This is a genomic window from Thermodesulfovibrionales bacterium, from assembly GCA_035686305.1.
In the GTDB taxonomy this organism is placed as follows: domain Bacteria; phylum Nitrospirota; class Thermodesulfovibrionia; order Thermodesulfovibrionales; family UBA9159; genus DASRZP01.
This window is the reverse complement of the sequence record DASRZP010000084.1, coordinates 33,582-53,305: the sequence shown is the minus strand read 5'-3', so window position 1 is coordinate 53,305 and position 19,724 is coordinate 33,582. Positions and strand designations below refer to the sequence as shown.

The window sequence follows — 19,724 nt, the reverse complement described above, 5'->3', positions numbered from 1 at the left end:
AAATAATATTTACAGATGTGCTCCCTATTATTGGTCATGCCCGAGATCCTTAGTCGGGCATCCATTCTGTTCAAAGTGGATTCCCGCCTTCGCGGGAATGACGGCCAAGAATGTGCAGACTATTATGAGACCATTAATAATTGTCATACTTAATATAATTAGCAAGGCTAATCATGGAATGGCAACAGATTATCGGTTTCTACCAATTGGTGAGGCAGGGGAGCTTTACAAAAGCTGCTAAGGTCTCATATAGAACCCAATCGGCGTTGAGCCAGCAAGTCAGGAAACTTGAGGACGAGTTCCAATGCCCTCTGATAAACCGTATAAGCAGAAAGAAGTTTACACTGACCGCTGCCGGTGAGAAACTCTACCAATTCGTTGCATCTGCGATAAGCGATTTTGAGAAGCTGTCAGACGATATTTCGGCTATCAGGGGGGTACCCATCGGCAAGTTAAGCATAGCAGCCCCCTTTACTACTTTGTACCACCTTTCCCCGAACAGTTCAAAACCTATTTGAAAGCATATCCGTATGTAGAACTCACCATACTTGACAGACCCCAGCGTCAGGCAATTGAATTACTAAAGGCGGGGGAGATTGACATTGCTATAGCTCTGGAATCTCATGTGCCAAAAGGATTGAAGATCAGAAGGTGGATGGAGATTGAATCAGTGCTGATGGTTCCGCATAAACATCCTCTCCTGAGAGCAAAGCAGATAACGTTATCAGACATCGCACAATATCCTTTGATACTGCCTCCTAAGAGCTTGGACAGTAGTACCAGAAGGCTCATGGATCAAAGATTTGCAACGGAAGGCATCGAATTTAGGGTTATCATGGAATCAAGCAATGTGGAGCTTAGTTCCCGTTATGTGGAAGCGGGTATCGGGATATCATTTGCAACTATCGCCAAGGGGCTTGATCCTTTGGCAGGGAGAAAAATTAGGTTTCTTCCAATGGCGAAATATTTCAATCCAGACCATATTGCTCTTGTTTGCGGAAAGGGCAAGGCTTTAGCTTTGCACGTAGAGAATTTTATCTCACAGGTTCTTGCATCATAGATTTGTAATTAACGGATGACTTTATCCAATACACTCAAAAACTACTAAAATCACATCCACCCGCAAGAAAACAAAACCACACCCCCTCCTGTGGACAGTGGAATCCCTTCATGATGATGCGAGTTATCTTGATCGTGCCTGGTTTGGCTGCAGGGCTGTCTACCTCCGTGGGCTTACGGTGCTGGTGTTGTGTTCGGGGGAGGATCCGCGGAATGGATTGCTGATCCCGACTGACCACCAGTTTCATCAGGATATTAGAAAAGACTTCAACGGTGTGGTTCAGCATCCAGTCCCTGCTACTTCCCGCCAGCAAACCTGACACCCATATTAAATGCCTTCTGGCAATCAAGAGGGAATACTTCTTCATGCCTCTGCTTTTTCTTCACGGGGTCGAAACGGGTAGCCAGCACCTTGGAATAATCATCAAACTGGTAGGCGTCGAAAGAACACATATATTCTGAAGAGCCATATATCCTTGTGAGGATCATTTCATGACGGTTGAAATATTGAGCATATCCCAGTTGCTGCATCATCTCCTCTGTGACGCCCATCGTATAGATAAACCCTGCTTTAATCTTCCTGGGAAAAAGCGACTGCGGAGGATCGGTATACGTTGAATAAGGAAACAGTAACCGTTCCATGAATGATTTCATTTCACCAGAAACATCACCAAAATAAATAGGGGAACCCAGGACAATGGCATCAGCTTGTTCAATCCTATTGAAAACAGGGGCGAGGTCATCCTTAACAGCACACCTGCCATAGCTGTTACCCCCTATGGTTTTACAAGCAAAGCAGCTTATGCATCCCTTGAAGTCGAGATCATAGAGATGTATAAGTTCCGTTTCTGCCCCCTTTGAGGCAGAGCCATCAAGAGTCTTCTGAAGCAACGTTGCGGTGTTCCATGTTTTCCTTGGACTTCCGTTAAATGCCATTACCTTCATGCTATGTCTCCTTTATTGATCTTGTATCTATTCCCTTGTCTTTCTTAATGCCCTGGGGATAGCTGGGTACTAGTGACCTCAACTACTTGCGGATGAAGTGTAGTTTTCTATTGAATATCCTCCTTTATCCTCTCAAATTCTTCCTTGGAAATCTCCCCCCTGGCATAGCGTTTCTTCAGGATATCAAGGGCTGTATCCTCTTGTTGTATCTTAGGCGTTTTCCGTGTTGACGTGACCCATTTGACAAAGTAGACCATCCCGATAACCACGGCAATCCAGAAGGCAATCAGCAATATCAATGGGATCAAAAAGCAGCTGCCAGCCCCGTAACCCCAGCTCCAATCATAACTCCTTCCCCACCATTCTTCAGCGTAAGAAAGGGACGATACAAACGTAAATATAACTGTCAATGCAATTAAGAGGTTTTTCATCTTTTCTCCTTCTTCTCTATTCAATATTCTATAGCTGGAAACATCTAAACACAACACTATGGTTTGCCCCTGGCCCTTTTCAAACATCGAGAGTCTTTTCTACAATTAACCGTCAGGGAGAAAAATGTCTTTTACGGGCTGGCAGAAGGTAACGATCAGGACCCCGAGTGGGGACCAGCAGGGGATAGCTCCTATTATCATATCGGCAGGCAGAGCCACCGATATCCCTGCTCTTTACCCTGACTGGTTTATGCACAGGTTAGGCCAAGGTTACATCAAATGGATCAATAGGTTCAATGGTCAATAGGCCAGCACCGGATGATTATGGGGCAACTTCAAAATCGCCCCGTAGATTAATCGATTGTCCTGACGCCCGAAGATGAACGGTGAGTCAAGGAGCGGGACCAGTTTTCATCAGTATTTCCGTTGGAACATCTAAACTCCGGCAAGAAGTTGCGAGGCTCGACTGCTGGAAGAATGCGTTTATGGGATTGTCGAGCCTCAATTGTCTTAGCTTCGAATGGAACTCACTGGCAGTCGCGTACTGACTGCTTGATGGAGTCGTAATTTCTGCAGCTCTAAGAGATCCCGAAAGATGAGGGCATCCTCAACTTCGGTATCGATAGAGTGTTCAAGAGCCGAGTGCAGCTTCTACCCATTCTTCAAGCTGGTCATCATTTAAAAATATCTTGTCCATAGAGTACATAGAGTACCTTTCAATGGCCCTTCTTGATGTGTATTAGCCGTTTGAGAATACGCCTGATATTACCCACTCGTTTCGTCTGATAAAGAGATGGGTAAATGATAATCCTGCCTTCTTTGGACACTTCGTAACTTTTATTTCTACCGCCTCTCATTTGAATTCATTATATCAAGATTTTCGCACCGGCAAGCATTAATCTTTCTTAATTCTCCATGCACCTTTTTTTGCTGTCCGACTGTCAGGTCATTGCAAATATCCGATGTTTCCCGCTGAATGGAACGTTCTTCGGAAAAATGTTTAATTATGCGTACCCGTCATCATCCCTGGATAGCATCATTGACCTTCTTTGCCAAGTTGTCAAGGTTCAAAGGCTTCTGGACAAAATGCACCCCTTCCTCCAGAACGCCATGATGGACGATGGCATTGGCTGTGTATCCTGACATGAAGAGCACCTTGAGAGTTGGGCGTGCAAGCCTTGCCCTGTCTCGCAATTCGGTTCCTTTCATCCCTGGCATTACCACATCAGTCAGGAGAAGGTCGACGGCCGTGTCTGTCCTCTGCAATAAGGAAAGGGCATCCATTGGATTGCTTTCGACTAGGACTGTGTAGCCGAGCTCCTGAAGTAGTGCAGTCGCAACAGAGCGCACCATATCGTCGTCCTCCACCAAAAGAACGGTCCCTGTGGCCGGAGCCGCTTCAGTTGCATGATGCTTTTCTGTTATCTCCGCCTCTTTTATAGGAGCTCTGGGGAAAGAGATCCTGAAGGTTGTCCCCTCTCCGCGTTCACTATAGACGTTGATGAACCCCTTGTTCTGCCGTACGATTCCGTACACAGTGGCCAGGCCCAGCCCGGTGCCTTTGTCCACGTCCTTGGTGGTAAAAAAGGGCTCGAAGACATGGGAAAGGGTTTCGCTGTCCATGCCTACCCCGCTGTCGCTCACCGTTAGCTGGACGTAGTCTCCTGATGTAAATCCTGCATAATCTCGGCAGGAGGCCTCATCGACATGGACATTGGCCGTCTCGATGGTAAGGTTGCCACCATCGGGCATGGCATCACGAGCATTCACTGCAAGATTAATGAGGATCTGGTCAATCTGGGATGGATCAACACTAATGATCCAGAGGTCGTTCCCTGGATAGACGGAGAGGTGAACGTCTTCACCGATGAGCCGTCCAAGGGTGTTCTGCATCTCTGTGAGCAGGTCGTTCAGTTGAACGGGCTTCGGTTCAATGATCTGCTGCCTCGAGAATGCGAGGAGCTGACGGGTGATGTCTTTCGAGCGAATAGCGGCCTTGTGGATCTCCTCCATATCTTCTGACAGGGGATCTCCTTCGGGCAGGCGGCTCATGATCAATTCCGCATACCCCAAAATGACAGTGAGCATGTTGTTGAAATCGTGTGCCACTCCGCCGGCCAGTCTGCCCACCGATTCCATCTTCTGGGCCTGGAGAAGTTGAGACTCAAGCTGCGCTCTTTCGTCTTCCGCCCGCTTGCGCTCCCTGATGTCCCTGCTGATATTGGCCATCGCGATGGGCTGGCCAGTGCCACGGTCCCGAATCAGAAACGCGTTCATCTCGACGGGGATCTCGTCCCCTGTCCTGAAGTGGCGGAATGAGACCTCCCCCATCCAGTTGCCGCTTTGGAGTACGGAGGGCAGGATCACCTTCTCAACCGTGAGGTAGTCTGTAGCCAGATGAAGCTCGCTGACGGACTTGTTACAAACTTCCTCGAAACTGTCAAGGCCCACCAGCTTCTGGCCGGCGACATTCAGATAGAGCAACCTGCCCTCCAGATCTGCGATCCCTATCAAATCTGAAGAGGTTTCGATGATCGAGACGAGTTTCTGTTGTTCTGCGGAAGCACGTTTCCGCTCGGCGACATCACGCGCAAAGGCGCATAGATATTCTTCACCGGCGAAACTCATGAAGTCAATGGACAGTTCCACGGGGAAAACCCTTCCGCCTTTTGCACGGTGAACGGTCTCAAGTATGGCAGATCCCAGGTTTCGCGTCTCTTCCCAGCGGGCCTTCCACCGTTCCCTGGGATGGTACGGATCAATGTCAAACACGGACAGAGAGAGCAGTTCTTCTCTCGTATAGCAGAGGGAATCGCAGGCAGCATGGTTGACATAGACAAAGCGTCCATCCCTTCTTACCCAAAAGATGGCGTCCCTTGCACGATCAATGGAAAACTGTGTACGGAGGAGTGTCTGGTTCTGTGCCGCTAATTCCCTCATTTTTTCCCGGACCGCATCTCGCATCTTCGTGAAGCTCCGTCCAAGACTCCTCAGCTCCTTGGCGCCGGTAGCACTGATCTCCCGCTCCAAATCCCCGCTTGCCATGTCACAGGCCGACTTCGTCAGACGCTCTATGGGACCTGTGATGTCTCGTGCGACGAGGTAGATAACGCCCGAAAGCATGAGCAGCATGAGGAGGGCAAAATAGAATGAGCGTTTGACCGACGCTATAAAGAGCTGGTCGATGCGCGCTGTGGAATATATAGTGTGTATCTCACCCAGTTGATCTATGCCCCGAGTGATCACTACCCGTCTTGTGAACGATTTGGCATGCTTTGATTCAGGTGATCTCGTACGGAACAGCTTTATGTTCCCGTTATATTCAGTTAGCTCTATGAGAACGATATCCTTGTGATCGAAGATAGAATCGAGAATGGCATCGAGTTGTTCCACATTTCCATCATAGAGAGGCCCTGCCGCCACAACTTTCAGCAGCGCATCGTTTTCTTCCATAGTTGCCTGAAGCTCAACCATCTCACGATGCCGCTCCCTGTTTATGAAATAGAAGGTAAACACGCAGTTAAGGACCGCGAAAACAAGCATTACAGCGCTTATGATTTTGGTTTGAATTCTCATGGCTATTCGTTGTCCTCAAAACGAACAATTTGGCGGTAGGCTTTCCGCTGTTTGTCTACACCTATCCGGTTGGTAAGCTGCCGCCATCTCTCTGCCACATGGTCCAGCGCACTCTGGGGAGATTCTCGCCCTGTCAGGGCACGATAGACCCCTACAGAAAGGATATAGACGTATTCTTGTCCTCTATGGATCCGAAGATCGAGCACACGGTTCGTCATCTTCGACTGGCGATTGAGTGTTTCCACATAGGAATGTGCCACCGCAGGATCCCATCCGACAATCCTGACCCAAAAACGCTCATCCTGATCAGACTGACGGAAGGGGTTTATGCCAAAGCGTCCCACCTGCAGGTCGGCCCTGTGGTTCTTATTGTTGGCGTAGAATCCGAGGAAATCGAAGGCTGCCTCCTTATGCTTACTGTTTTTGGCCACGCCACTAGTCCATCCATAGGCTATATAGGGGACATAATTGACCTCCGGAAAATAGTCCCATTGTTTACTCCTGCGGTTCCACACTCGCTTTGACCCGGGAGACAGGGCAGCGGCGACTTTGTTGCGTAGCGGATTGCCCGGCTCCATGGCCTCGACAAAAGGATCGTCCCATGAATCCGAGAACACAACATTGCCGCGTCCGAAGGTCTTGATCACATCAAAGAAGCTCATGTTCCTCCCGCCCGCCGGATACAGATCCTGGGCAGCCACAAAATCCTTGAGCGCCTCAACCCATCCCGGAGTGTTGATGAGAGGTTCCATAGTTTTGAGGTCAAAATAGAAGCCGCCCTTGACATCAGGGTGCTTTGCATAAGGTGCCGCACGCTTAATGAAGTAATTACCAAGGAGAGCATCACTCACTGTGACCTCGGCAAGGCCGCTGATTGTGCTGCCATCAGGAAGCCTTCGGCCTTGAAAGAATCGGGCTATCTCTTGGAGCTCTGGCCATGTCGTTGGAACATTGAGGGCTTTCCCCGTCTTCTTCTGAAACTCGGTCCTATACATAAGATTTTCAAGAAAGTCCCGCCGGTACTGCAGATAATGACGGTCCCCATCGATAGGGACCATATAAGCCGTGTCGTCCCAACTTGCCACGCGTCTGTAGTGAGGCAGAACTTCCTGGTACTGCGTCGATTCCAGCATCTGTCTGGGGACTGGATCGAGGTAAGGTTGCACATCGGCGATCCACATCGAACCGAAAAACAGTACGTCGTATTTGCCCTGCCTTAATCCCAGCAACGTCTCCTGATACAACTTGTCAAAGGGCACGCGGGTCACATTGAGATTGGCCCCGGTAAGTTTTTCGAACTCCCTGGCATGCAAAACAGTCGGCTCGCCCAGTACCGGCGTCGACAGGGTGAGAACATTGAGAGTGATTCCATGATAATTCTTCCTAGCAATCTTCCTAGCAATGGCCTCATGAGAATAAGGATTGTGGGTTGGTACATTATTTGTGGCCCCGTGCAGCAATGCTGGGAACTTTGCATCCGAGAGAAAGATACAGAGCAAAATGGCGATGATACGCGGGGGCAGTGTCATTGTTGATCTGAGAACATCAGCAATCATAGCTAAGTCAGCTTCTATCCTTTGAATCAGATTTATCACCGGCCATCGTCTTTTCCTCCGGTACTCTATCATCCTCACTCTTGGTATCTTTTCGCTGTTCCTCACTCTCAGCTTCCATTTGGGCTTTAAAATCCTGCATGGATCGATTGAGTTCATGCATCGCCTTGCCAAGTGCCCTTCCTAATTCGGGGAGTCTCTTGGGTCCAAAGACAATCAAAGCTACGATAAGAATTATGATGACTTCTCCGCCACTAATCATTCATCGCCGCCATAGAATCCAGTCTGTGTTCATTCTGCCTTCTCAATATCTTACCATTCCTCACCTGTTTCTTCATGGTGGCGCTTCTTCAAGGAGTCCGTCTGTATGCTCTTTTTCGAGCTTGCACATCTCTTCACGCCAAAACACGATAGAAGCTCTTAGAAATTGACACTAACCAGTGTTATAGTTTCTACAACACGGGCGGGGGAACAGCGATAGCATTGACGAAGAGCAACCTTTTCCGGGAAACGGGAGTGCGAGAGAGGAGGAACGATGAACAGCCGTCTTAATGAGATTCTTGAAGAGATAGGGGAGCTGGAAAAAGAGGTCCAGTTGGAGATGAAACAGAAGAAGAAAGCCTGAAGTACCGGTTTCACGAAGGCATGGTAATCTTCGAAAAGGAGGTCACAGAACTCCACAGGAAGATTGCGACTCCTCTGTTTTTGTATATCACCAGGGCTCCCTTTCTCACAATCTTATCTGCGCCTGTAATATACGGGACGCCTCCTACCGATCTTTCTTTTCAGTTCGTCGGAGCAGCGGGTCGGTAGTCCCCTTTATGACTGAACTGAGCTGTTTTTGGCCAAGCGCGGATCCGGCCCTGCCGGAAAAGGCTGGTCAGCGGGAACGCCGTACCCGTGGCGGGTCCAAAGACTTGGCCTGATGATACAACCCGGGTGTTCTATTGTTCGACTTTCCCGCCAAAAATCTTCTTAATTATTTCGAGAATCATTGGGTGGATAGCTGTGTTCCCCGCAATTATGTTCCCCGTTGAGAGGTAATCCCCTTTCCCGCCGAAATCACTGACCATGCCCCCTGCTTCGGTGATAAGCAGGCTTCCCGCAGCCACGTCCCACGGACTGAGTTTCAGTTCAAAAAAGCCATCTGCGCGACCCGCTGCGACGTAAGCAAGGTCTATCGCAGCAGAACCGGCCCGCCTTATGTCGCTCACTTTTTCGAAGATCGCCTTGAATGCACCCAGGTAATAATCGATCATATCCTTTGCTCGGAAAGGGAACCCTGTGGCGATAAGGCTTCTATCAAAGGCTGTGATTTGGGAAACATGGATTTGCCTGTTGTCTAAGAAGGCGCCACCACCCCTGATCGCATGGAAGAGTTCGTCTCGGAAGGGATCCAAGACAACTCCGAGAACAATCTTCCTCTCATACTCCAACGCTATTGATACCGAAAACATGGGGTAACCATGAATATAGTTGGTAGTGCCGTCAATGCGTAGGGTTGCCAGGGACGTTGTTTCTAAAAATGCTTTCAGCCAATGCTGTATTCCCTGCCTCTGACTTGCCGAGATAAGTGCACAATTAGAAACAACGTCCCCTTTTCTTTGTCTGCGCGAAAGGACTATTTCGCAGTTAGGCCCTGAAGTATGCGCAGCTATGCGTCACGCACAAGGCAGTCGTGTGATCTCGGTTGCACCGACAAATGCGCAAAAGTGAGGATGGTAGGTGACTGAAGATTTACGGCAGTAACAAAACGGGAAAAGCTTAGATATCCGGTTACGACCCGATGATTTCAGCGAAACGCCCCGTGTGAACCCGCATGCGGGGTGTTGTGGGGAGGGACGGTCAGCTCCGTCCCTTACCCGATTAAGCAGTTTTTTATTAATATCTAAGATGTAACCTTCCATTTAATCGTATTCTCCGAACCAACGCATAAAGGGCTCATTCCAAAAAGCCAGAATAACAAGGTTACTGAACCGCCAGCCTGCATTAAATGCCTTTGTATGACAACCGGTCAGACAACGGTAGCATCGTATACATTTATCGCCAAGTACGGGATAGGGCTGCATAGTAATATTGTCCATAGGACATTCATGAACACACCATTTACACTGATCACACTTACTTTGGTCAAGTTTTGGCTCTGGCTCAAGAAAACGTATTAAACTATCAGAGCTTGTAATTGCTCCAACTAAATCGTAAAAACCCTTTCCTGGTTTTAGTGCTTCCGCTCGGCTTTCGGGTAAAGGGCCAGGACGATCACTTGACACATGATCAGCGACAGCTACCGCAAAACGTCTGGCTTTATCTAAATCTTCTTTATTTGGACGACCTAGGGATTTGCCAACTATACATGGGGCAGGATGGTGTATTTCACCACGAGTCAAAAATCCTCCTATAACCTCTGAACCCTTCTTGCGTAGCAGTCTTGTCAAATCATAGAGAACCTTGCCGGGTGCTCCTCCTGCTGTTGCAAAGACAAATGCCTTACGATGATCCATTGCGGGTAAAGATTTGAGAAAATTCATTACCGGCCTTGGTGCGTGACTTTCGAAAGTAGGAGTTCCTATTCCAAGTAGATCACCCTTCAACGCATCTTCAGGTTTTGCCTTCTTCATAGAGAGGCTTTGCACTTTATGTCCGCCCTCCTCAAATGCAATAGCCATTGCCTTTGCTACGTCACGTGTATTGCCGGTTTGAGAAAAAAAGATCATATTTATATCCATCATACACCTCCTTTAAGTTATGACCGTCGTTTTCCCGAACACTCTAATCCGGGAGTACTCGATTCCAACGAACGCACCGCGTGCGCTGCTTACTCGCCGCATTAGATCTTGAGGGTACGACAACCTGGCGCAACCAGCCCCATGAAGAAATAATGCCTCTGTTGCTGCAACTTGCTGATTTAAATAAGTTCTTTATTCGACTAATATTCAATTTGTCGTGTTATCGAGTTTTCTCTCTAACATGCAGCTTCCCCTCAGTAAGTTCATTATACCAAGCCAGAGCTCTGAGTCAAGAGGAAGATTGAACGTAAAAAGCGTCAATTTTTGGTAGAAAGCTAAGGCCGATAACAAGCTTAAGAAAAGCAAGATTTCAGGAAGACATTGCGAGGAGTGAGAGTCTTTCAGAGCAGCCAAGCGATCCAACATGTTTTACCTTGAAGTATGCTGGGGGGAAAGGGCATCCGGGAAAGGTCGGAGAAAGTGATCTCTTCTTTTAACAGAGTCGGCTGCCTGTATTCGCTCAATATGCCTCTGAATCGACCGGGATCAGGATCTCATTTCGTCGAAGGAACCATGGAGTAAAAGGCGGATTGTAGCGTGCCCACACCGCTTCCCCCAGGATTCTGTAGCCCTTCCCTTTAATCCAGGATTCCAGTTCTCCACGATGGCGTTTGTAGCGCTGTTCGCTCCACGTTCCTGAATACCTCACGGCTGCCATCCTGCGCGCAGGGACCAGTCGCAACTCAACTTCAGGGTCATCCGGCACCGGAAGAGTCTCAAGTGTATACGATGCAGGCATTGCGAAAGAGACTGCCCACCCTTCTTCGGTACGACGCTGTCCGACCGGTGCTGTCATCGCTATTTTTTCAGACGCTGCTTCCTGAGATACCGGAGCCGTCATCAAGATCTTGGCGCTCGCTCGGTTCTTTCCGGATATGTACGCAAAGAGCCTGGTGAAAGCGATGTTCCCTGCGCTTTCAAGGGTGCCGTCCACCACGGTCTCTGCCACGACATGAGAAGCATAGTCGCGAAGCTCAAAGTTTCCCTCCCTGCTGACAACACTATATTTTGCCTCTTCCACTGTCACAACACACCCTCCCGCGATGATTGCCGCCAAGACTGCAGCGGCAATGAGAGCTAATCGACCTATCCCCGGCACACGTTCTTCCATGACTTCATAACAGAAGTGTGTGCCGTACCTTATATCCCTTTCCGGTCAATGCGGAATCCAAATATTCGAGCTTTTGAGGTTTTACTTTTATGACATGCATGAAATCAGGTAAAGACAGGGTTGTGCTCTGTGATCCCCTGCGCATTTTGTAGGCCTTGATGCCGTCATCAAAGATAGGTGACCCCTTTTCCCCTATTTCGGCATGTCCTGTTATCTGCAGACCCTTAACATCTGACCATCCTGTGAACTCAGCATGAATCGCCACCGACACGTAAGGATTCCGTCTAATGTTTTCGATCTTCTTTCCCCCCTCGTAAGAATATAAACAGTCGTCCCCATCGGGAAAAACTCTACCGTAGATGCCCGCGGGATGCTATCAGAACACGTTGCAATCACACAAAGAGGACACTCTTGAAGGAGTCTGATAACTAAGTTTTCCACTTCCTGCCGGCTGAGTTCATGTTCCATACTTTAGCAACCTCTTATCCGATAACAATTTGTTGATACCATCCACAGACTACATGATACCAAATTCTTCAGGACTCAGGAATCAGTCCAAAGCCTGCGGGAGCTTCATAGATTACCAAAAAATTGTGCCGGCATTCTTGCGGTTCGACATTTCACCCTGCGTGGAGGGTCGTGAAAAGTGTGTTAGTATAAAAATAACGAACAGGTCAAGAAGATGAAAAACGAATTCCGCACATGAGCAATGATACTGTGGGGATGGGGAGTCAGCAGAACCCATAGGTGGCCGGGTTTGTTTGGACAGCTGAAAGCAGTTCTTATAATAACTCGTGTAAAATCATGACAAGAAACCTGACGTTTAAGGCCGCGAAGCGCCATGCAGTGTTCTCATAAAATATCTCAAGAAAACTGCGACATGCCCGCAGTGCGGAGTCCCCGATGATATCTTGTGATCGGCACTTTCACACCGGAGAAAAGGCGCTCTCAACACCAGGAGGGAGGCTCGTGCACGAGCCTCCCTCTCTCTTCCATCAGTCGTGTTGATGCTCGGTTTCAGGCTAGTCTTTCTTTTCAGATGGCCGCATTGCTCCTCCCATCCCACCATGCTCCATCATTCCGCCCATCATGCCGCAGCCGCAACCGCGCATCATGCCGCCCATCTCCATCATCTCTTTCATCTTCTTCCTCTGCTCAGGGGTCAGATTCGCCTTCACTTCCTCCATCGCCGCGAAATGAGCGAGACGAATATCCGTCTCTAACGACTCCTTCTGTTTCAGTTTTGCCTCGACCGCCATCATGTCAACCGGGTCTTTTGTCAGGAGGTCTCTCAACTCTATCTCTGCAATCTGTTTTTCAGCCCTTTTCTTTATCGTCTCTTTTAGCAGTCTACCTTTGATCTCTCGTATTGCGTCCTTCTGTTTTTCATCGAGGCGGAGGCCCATGAGATGTCTCCACATGGGATGGTCCTCTCCCATCATTCCTCCTGACATTCCCATGCCCATGCACTCATGTTTCATTTCACCCATCATTCCCATATTCTGGTGTTTCATTCCCCCCATCATCGGCATGCCTCCGCCCATGCCTTCACCCATGCCCTCCACGCACCCGCACATCTGAGCGTATGAATACGCTCCACCGAAGACTACGAAAAGAAAACCCAAAAACAGCACGACCATAACTCTCTTCATCTTCAACCTCCTTAAGGATCTTTCCCACATTATCACATAGAAAGTGAGAAATGGGAAGACCTGGAATCCCAGTTTTTTAAAGTTCAACCGTGAAAGGCAAGGATCTTTTCGGCTACGGCTCTTTGTGCGATAGATGAATCCCAGAAGGCAGATATCTTTGTGACGTCCTGCCATAACCCGTACAGTATGTAAGGGTTTCCGAAGGAGACGAAGATTCTCGCTTTCCCTCTACACTCCCGCACTGTTTTTTCTATCCACCGGGTAGCGCTCGTCTTCCACGCCCTCACCGAAGAGAACGCCGCAATAATGAGTTCAGAGTCCTTCGGGATCATGTGCCAGGGTATCTCTTCTTCGGGCACGACCGTGCAAGAGCGGACGTCGGGATACCGTTCCTGAAGGGCCCTGACGAAAAAGGGCTCCTTATCTTCTCTGTCTTCGTTCAAAATGATGATAAAGGGTTTCTTTATTCGCGGCAGGTTATCGCCTTCTGTCCTGATCGCCATCCGTGTAATTTCTTCTGAGAGTCTCTTATGTTCGGCGAAATCAGGAAGAAATTCTTTCTCACTCCTTCCCTTATGTATGGGAGAGACGAACGGCGTTAAAGAGGCAGAGGGAGGATAGGAGTAATGTTTCTCCTTAAGATACCCGGCGACTTCGTCAGGATCTGTCGGATGGAGGACGATATCGACACCTGCGCGAAGTGCCACGAGGGATGCTTCTTTTTCAGGATAGCCCGCAAGTCCACCCATATTCATGGCATCGGTGATGACGATGCCCTGAAATCTCAAGGTCTTCTTCAGATATGAGACCACTCTTGCGGAAAGCGAAGCCGGCGTGCCTGACGGATCAAGGGCAGGGATGGCCAGATGACCGAGCATCATCATGCCGACGCCTGCATCAATGGCCTTCCGGAACGGTACAAGCTCATGGCCCTCCAGAGAAGAGAGTTCTTTTCCGACGACGGGGAGACTGATATGGGAATCGACCTCAGTATCTCCGTGCCCCGGGAAATGTTTTCCACAGGCCATAATTCCGTTCTCCTGCAGCGTCTCTATCAACTTGCAGCCCAAAAAGGAGACCGTCTCTACATCTTCTCCAAAGGCCCGTGTTGCGATGATAGGATTTTTGGGGTTTGTATTGATATCAAGGACAGGGGCCAGGACTGTGTTTACTCCCGCATATCCCGCCTCAAGAGACATTGCGTGGTAAAGCCGTTTCAGGATAGACCGGGCATGATGCCGAGCAAGACCCTTTACTGCCGAAGCGACTGCCATGGCAGGGGGGAAGAGTGTGCCGCCTTCAACCTGCTGACCTAATCCCTGTTCGAGGTCAGAAGCTATTATGAGCTGATGCTGCGACGAGCGCTGGAGTTCCTTCAGCCTTGCTCGCACTATATCGAGTTCTCCGCCGAAGAGGATGAAGCCGGCAATGCCCTTCTTCACCAGGCCAAGATAATAATCGAAGTTGTCTTCAATCTCTTTTCCGTTGAGACGCGGAATGAGACAGCCATAGGGATTCATGAGACTATTATACAATTTGGCGGTGAGATGGTAGAATTTAATCATGGCTGACGGCAAAGATCCGGCGGAGATGCTCAAAAGAACTCAATGGAGGTGGTTTGCAGCCGCCTTGATCATGATCGTTCTCCTCTACTTCTGGGGCCATTTTTTTTCTGCAGGCGGGCCTGCGCAGTATCCCATTACCTACTCACAGTTCCTGGAACAACTTGACGCCGGCAATATAAAATCAGTCTCGATAAAGAAGTTGCGGGTGACGGGCGAGTTCAGGAATGAGACCGAGATCCTCCTGCCCGATCAGAAAAAGCCGGTAAAGGTGAAGAGCTTTTTGACGTCCCTCCCTTCTTTTCAGGGGGATAGTATCCTTTCAAAGCTCAGGGAAAAGAACGTTACCATCAGTATTGAACCGGCTGAGCAGGAGTCCGTCCTCTGGCAGATCATGATCGGGGTCCTGCCGTGGGTCCTGATCATCGGTGTCTGGCTCTTTATCATGCGCCGCGCCCAGCAGGTGCAGGGAGGTCCAGGCGGACTCTTCACGTTCGGGGCAAGCAAGGCAAAGCTCTATGACGTAAAGAAGCCGAGTGTAACCTTCAAGGATGTTGCAGGCATGGAGAACGTGAAACAGGAGCTCAGGGAGACGATAGAGTTTCTCAAGGACCCGTCGAGATTCGCCAAGATAGGCGCAAAAGTGCCGAAGGGAGTGCTTCTCATCGGACCGCCGGGCACCGGGAAGACGCTCCTTGCCCGTGCAACAGCCGGTGAGGCAGGGGTTCCTTTCTACAGCATCAGTGCTTCTGAGTTTATCGAGATGTTCGTAGGGGTGGGGGCATCGCGTGTGAGGGACATGTTTCAGAAGGCGAAGGCAGCCCATCCGAGCATGCTCTTTATCGATGAGCTTGATGCTGTCGGTCGTACGCGCGGCACGGGACTCGGAGGAGGGCACGACGAGAGGGAGCAGACGCTGAACCAGCTCCTCAGCGAGATGGACGGATTTGATCCTCACACGGAAGTGATCGTTATGGCTGCAACGAACAGGCCCGACGTCCTCGACCCGGCGCTCCTCAGACCCGGAAGGTTCGACAGGCATATCGTGATCGACAGGCCGGGCTGGAAAGAGCGCAAGGCGATCCTTGAGATCCATGTGAGAGGCAAGGTCCTCGGGTCTGATGTCGATCTCGAGACACTCGCCAAGGGGACGCCGGGCATGACGGGAGCTGACCTCGAAAACCTGGCGAATGAGGCGGCCCTTGTCGCACTCAGGAAGAACAAGGAAAGAATAGAGATGGAGGACTTTGAAGAGGCGAGGGACATTATCCTCATGGGCATGGTCCGGGAAGAGACGATCACCGACGTGGAAAAGCGTATCACGGCATACCATGAGGCAGGGCACGCCCTCGTTGCGTGGGAACTCCCCGGGACAGACCCCATCTATAAGGTGAGCATCATCCCCAGGGGAATGGCAATGGGCGTAACTCAGCTTCTTCCGGAAGAGGACAGGCACTATTATCCAAGGAGCTACCTCATGAACAAACTCAGTGTTGCCCTTGCGGGAAGGGGCGCAGAGATGCTCGTCTTTCATGATATGAGCAGTGGCGCTCAGAACGATCTGAAGGAGGCTACCTCTCTCGCCGAGAAGATGGTGGCCCAGTGGGGCATGAGCGACAAAGTAGGGCCCGTAAACTTTGGGAGGGGAGAAGAGCATCCGTTCCTGGGAAGAGAGCTTTCCTTGCCGAAGCGTTACAGTGAAGAGATGTCATGGATCATGGACCAGGAAATTCAGAACATGATCTTCGAAGCAGAGAAGACGGCGGAAGAGATATTGTCAAAGAACAGGCATGCCCTCGACGCTCTCGCCGGGGCGCTTATCAAGGAGGAAGTCCTCGAAAAGGCCGAGGTGGAGCGCATAATCAGGGAAACAAAAGAGAGCGGGACGTGATTGAGGAGGGCAAACCATAATGTTGTAAAAACCGTCAGGCATGGATCGAAGCCCTCTCCATGCGACGGGATTTTTGGCAATGAGGTACTTCGGGGACTTCACCGAAAGGAGCAGACAGCGGCAGCGGGCAACCGTCTCAGGTATCGCGATAGAGGGCTTCTTGCCAAGCCTGCCTTCACGATCAGCATCGTTTCATGTTGGAATGTGAACAGCGATCATTAAGAAAGCGGAGGGATCATGGAACGGGGATTTAGAGACGCTCCTTCATGCTGGAAAGAGATACTGTCTGATGTTACGAAGGGGAAGGAATTACTGACGATCATCGAGAAATTTGCACGTGAGAACACAGACCCTGCGAAGATTGAATTCGGCACTTCGGGGTGGAGGGGAGAGATCGGTACGGATTTCACCTTCAAGAATGTGAGGGTCGTGACCGGGGCCGTCATCGAGATGTTCAAGGGAGAAGGTCCTTCTGTTCTTCAGGCGATGGGAGTTTCGGGCTTTGATGAGATAAAGAAGAGAGGTGTCATCGTCGGTCATGACAACCGTTTCCTCGGTCCCGAGTTCGCCATGGAGGTTATCGGACTCCTCCAGGAAGAGGGGATCAGGACGTGGTATGGAGGCGAGGCAACGACGCCTGAGTTTTCTACAGGCATTACGATGCTCGGTGCCGCCTGCTCTATCAACCTCACTCCCTCTCATAACCCTGCAAATTACTCGGGCTTTAAGTTTAATCCTTCAGACGGAGGCCCTGCGGGGTCGGAGATTACGACGAGGATTGAAGAGATAGCAAACAGCATGATGGCCGAGAAACGGGTGTTTCAGTCAAGAAGGCCCGGGGCCGTCGAGAGAGTCGACCTCACTGAACTCTATGAGGCATTCATCACTGAACGGAAAACCCTCGACATCGAAAGGATCCGGAATTTCATCAAAGAAGAGGATTGTATTGTCTGCATAGATAACGTCCATGGCGCTACAAGAGGACGAATAGAGCATATCCTCGGCATGAGCACAAAAATCGAGTACTTGAGGAAGGAGAATGATTTTCTCTTTGGAGGCGTGGCGCCTGAACCTTCAGAAAAGAATATGGAAGGTGTGGAAAGACTTCTCAGGGCAAGCAAGGCTTCTTCCAAACTCGGCGTCATCATGGACCCTGACGGCGACCGTATCCGTTACTCTGACGGTACCATGCAGATATCAATGAACTACTTTGGGGCCATGGCTCTCCATTTCCTCACCGTCCATAAGGGTTTTTCAGGAGTGGCGGCCAAGTCTGTGGGGACCAGCAATTTTGTGAATGCCATTGCCGAAGGGCTTGGAGTGCCGGTGCGTGAGACAAAGGTCGGTTTCAAGAATTTCAGGCCCTATCTCCTGAAGACTGCTAAGGAACGGGCGATTGTTGCCTTCGAAGAATCGGACGGCATATCGGGCTATAACCATACACTGGAAAAGGATGCCCTCTTCGGTCTTCTCCTCGCCATAGAGATGATGGCCCTTACCGGGAAAAATCTCAGTGTCTATCTCCGTGACCTCATGGATCAATACGGGTACTACTATCCGGACCGTTCCGGCATCGCAGTCGAAAAGTCACTCTTTGGTGAGCCGCTCGTCAAGAAGCTTTCATCTATCCGTGAGCAGTATAAGGAGGGGACGGTTATTACCATAGGCGGGGCTCAACGGAGGGTGAGGGACGTGATAACGGTGGACGGAACAAAGATCGTCTTTGATGATGGTTCATGGCTGATGATACGGCCTTCAGGGACAGAACCCAAGGTGAGGTTTTACATAGAGGCGAGGACAGGGGAGGGAAAGCGTGCAGTCTTTGAAGCCGCTGAGAAGATAACGAGAGATGCTCTTACATAGTTTCTGTCATGGTTATTATAGAAGCAGACGGCATCTTCTTTCCTGGTGACGGTTTCGTACGCGACAAGGTTCTCTTCATAGAAGAGGGACTGATAAAAAGGATTGCCGGGATGGACTGTCGGCAAGGAAGGTATTTATAAACGGTGTCTCTCTGTGATGACCCCCTTACGGCAAGGCCTCTTCTACGAGTCTCGTGAGCGCGGACTTTTCGTGGCCGGTCATCCCTGCAATATCGGCGCAGAGCGTGAACCCTTCTCCCCAAAAGAAATCGATGCTCTCCTTCCGGCTGGAAGGGTCCCAGAGGTCCTCTATCGCCTGAAGCATGATCGCCTCTGCGAGAGCCCTCAATGACGCTCTTCCAACCTCTGTGTGTTTCTCACGGGTCTTGCCCGGCCTTTGGAGCATCCGCCTCTGACCGTTATTGAAGACGACTGGTTCTGTCGTATGTATCATCGAGATAAGCATAATGCCTGCGGGGAAGAAAAGGTATCGGCAAAAACCTGAATTATTTGTAGGAATATGATTCTGCTCCTGTAAGTGTTCGTCCTACGGAATGGAAAAGAGATCCTTCTTTCCGGCACTCTCGATTGAAGATTTTCCTCTGAAACGCAGCCTCACGAAATCTGATATACTATTCTTTTTGATACTCCCGTAGTTCCTGCGGGAGATCGTCATGCCTCGCGGCAACGAGGAGTTTCATGTTCAGGATTGCAACACAGATACTCATAGGCTTGATGCTCATTTTCGGTGTGCTCACCCTTGCTCCGAGATTCATCTTCCATGTGAGAGCAAAGAATGTACCGAGGGCGCTCTATCTCTTGATGATGATCCTGACGATGCTCTTTTTTGGCGTGCTCTCTTTCCACTATGCCTACTCGGTAATCACGGAATAGGTATGGAAGCGATCGCAAAGATAGCAGAGGAGAGGATCAGAAGGGCCATGGAGAACGGTGAATTCGATAATCTCCGGGGCGCCGGCAAGTCTCTCTCCTTTCATGATGAGACGTGGGTCCCTGAAGACCTGCGCCCCGCATATCGGATTCTGAAAAATGCGGGATATCTGCCTGAGGAGATGGGGATGAGGAAAGAGATCATGAATCTCAGGGACTTGATCCAGACCATAGACGACCATGAAGAACGATTAAGAAAGATCAGGGAATTGAACTATAAGCTTCTCAGATTCAACGAGATGAGAAGAAGACCGTTCAGTGTCGAGGATTTTCCTGAGTACCGGGAAAAGATTTATGGAAAGGTTATTCCATAGGTACTGCGACACAGGGCTTCTCGCCATGCTT

General features: G+C 49.8%; 17 protein-coding genes. 6 read left to right on the top strand and 11 right to left on the bottom strand.

The window, feature by feature from the left end; all coding sequences use genetic code 11:
* Positions 1–173 precede the first annotated feature (173 nt).
* The gene (locus tag VFG09_09950; GenBank protein HET6515469.1) at positions 174–518 is read left to right on the top strand and encodes a LysR family transcriptional regulator; all 345 of its coding nucleotides are present in this window, start codon (positions 174–176) and stop codon (positions 516–518) included.
* Positions 515–1,060 (top strand): LysR family transcriptional regulator substrate-binding protein, encoded by a 546-nt coding sequence (locus tag VFG09_09945; GenBank protein ID HET6515468.1) that lies wholly within the window; start codon positions 515–517, stop codon positions 1,058–1,060. Before VFG09_09950 ends, VFG09_09945 begins: the two co-directional genes overlap by 4 nt.
* Before the next feature lie 296 nt (positions 1,061–1,356).
* On the opposite strand, the gene VFG09_09940 is transcribed toward VFG09_09945, so the two are convergent.
* The 10 genes from VFG09_09940 to VFG09_09895 all read right to left on the bottom strand — a co-directional run bounded on the left by VFG09_09940 (position 1,357) and on the right by VFG09_09895 (position 14,678).
* Positions 1,357–2,004, bottom strand: coding sequence for a flavodoxin family protein (locus VFG09_09940; protein ID HET6515467.1), 648 nt, complete (start codon positions 2,002–2,004; stop codon positions 1,357–1,359).
* 107 nt (positions 2,005–2,111) lie between these two features.
* The gene (locus VFG09_09935; GenBank protein ID HET6515466.1) at positions 2,112–2,522 is read right to left on the bottom strand and encodes an SHOCT domain-containing protein; all 411 of its coding nucleotides are present in this window, start codon (positions 2,520–2,522) and stop codon (positions 2,112–2,114) included.
* 933 nt (positions 2,523–3,455) lie between these two features.
* Complete coding sequence (locus VFG09_09930) at positions 3,456–5,978, bottom strand: PAS domain S-box protein (GenBank protein HET6515465.1); 2,523 nt, start codon at positions 5,976–5,978, stop codon at positions 3,456–3,458.
* A gap of 35 nt (positions 5,979–6,013) precedes the next feature.
* A complete protein-coding gene (locus VFG09_09925) occupies positions 6,014–7,567 on the bottom strand; it encodes an extracellular solute-binding protein (GenBank protein ID HET6515464.1) in 1,554 nt (517 codons plus the stop codon).
* 7 nt (positions 7,568–7,574) lie between these two features.
* A complete protein-coding gene (locus VFG09_09920) occupies positions 7,575–7,826 on the bottom strand; it encodes a twin-arginine translocase TatA/TatE family subunit (GenBank protein ID HET6515463.1) in 252 nt (83 codons plus the stop codon).
* 682 nt (positions 7,827–8,508) lie between these two features.
* Positions 8,509–9,057, bottom strand: a complete 549-nt coding sequence (locus tag VFG09_09915; GenBank protein HET6515462.1) for an inositol monophosphatase family protein — start codon at positions 9,055–9,057, stop codon at positions 8,509–8,511.
* 414 nt (positions 9,058–9,471) lie between these two features.
* On the bottom strand, positions 9,472–10,293 hold the full coding sequence (locus VFG09_09910) for an EFR1 family ferrodoxin (GenBank protein ID HET6515461.1): 822 nt from the start codon (positions 10,291–10,293) through the stop codon (positions 9,472–9,474).
* A gap of 517 nt (positions 10,294–10,810) precedes the next feature.
* A complete protein-coding gene (locus VFG09_09905) occupies positions 10,811–11,461 on the bottom strand; it encodes a heme-binding protein (GenBank protein HET6515460.1) in 651 nt (216 codons plus the stop codon).
* Positions 11,462–12,483: 1,022 nt separating this feature from the next.
* Positions 12,484–13,113, bottom strand: a complete 630-nt coding sequence (locus tag VFG09_09900; protein HET6515459.1) for a Spy/CpxP family protein refolding chaperone — start codon at positions 13,111–13,113, stop codon at positions 12,484–12,486.
* An 83-nt stretch (positions 13,114–13,196) separates the two neighbouring features.
* Entirely contained in the window at positions 13,197–14,678 is a 1,482-nt protein-coding gene (locus VFG09_09895) for a glycoside hydrolase family 3 N-terminal domain-containing protein (protein HET6515458.1), read from the bottom strand.
* Between VFG09_09895 and ftsH the strand changes: the two genes are divergently transcribed.
* Together ftsH and VFG09_09885 are read left to right on the top strand one after the other, a co-directional pair.
* Positions 14,677–16,566, top strand: coding sequence for an ATP-dependent zinc metalloprotease FtsH (ftsH, locus tag VFG09_09890; protein ID HET6515457.1), 1,890 nt, complete (start codon positions 14,677–14,679; stop codon positions 16,564–16,566). The two genes, VFG09_09895 and ftsH, sit on opposite strands and share 2 nt — an antisense overlap.
* A gap of 237 nt (positions 16,567–16,803) precedes the next feature.
* Positions 16,804–18,429, top strand: a complete 1,626-nt coding sequence (locus VFG09_09885) for a phosphomannomutase (GenBank protein ID HET6515456.1) — start codon at positions 16,804–16,806, stop codon at positions 18,427–18,429.
* A 165-nt stretch (positions 18,430–18,594) separates the two neighbouring features.
* Here the strand turns inward: VFG09_09885 and VFG09_09880 are convergent, their stop codons facing one another.
* Positions 18,595–18,894: a hypothetical protein gene (locus VFG09_09880; GenBank protein ID HET6515455.1), complete on the bottom strand. Its 300-nt coding sequence runs from the start codon at positions 18,892–18,894 to the stop codon at positions 18,595–18,597.
* 233 nt (positions 18,895–19,127) lie between these two features.
* Here VFG09_09880 and VFG09_09875 point away from each other — a divergent pair, with 233 nt between their 5' ends.
* Positions 19,128–19,322: a hypothetical protein gene (locus VFG09_09875; GenBank protein ID HET6515454.1), complete on the top strand. Its 195-nt coding sequence runs from the start codon at positions 19,128–19,130 to the stop codon at positions 19,320–19,322.
* Between the two features lie 2 nt (positions 19,323–19,324).
* Entirely contained in the window at positions 19,325–19,693 is a 369-nt protein-coding gene (locus VFG09_09870) for a DnaJ family domain-containing protein (protein ID HET6515453.1), read from the top strand.
* Positions 19,694–19,724: the final 31 nt, after the last annotated feature.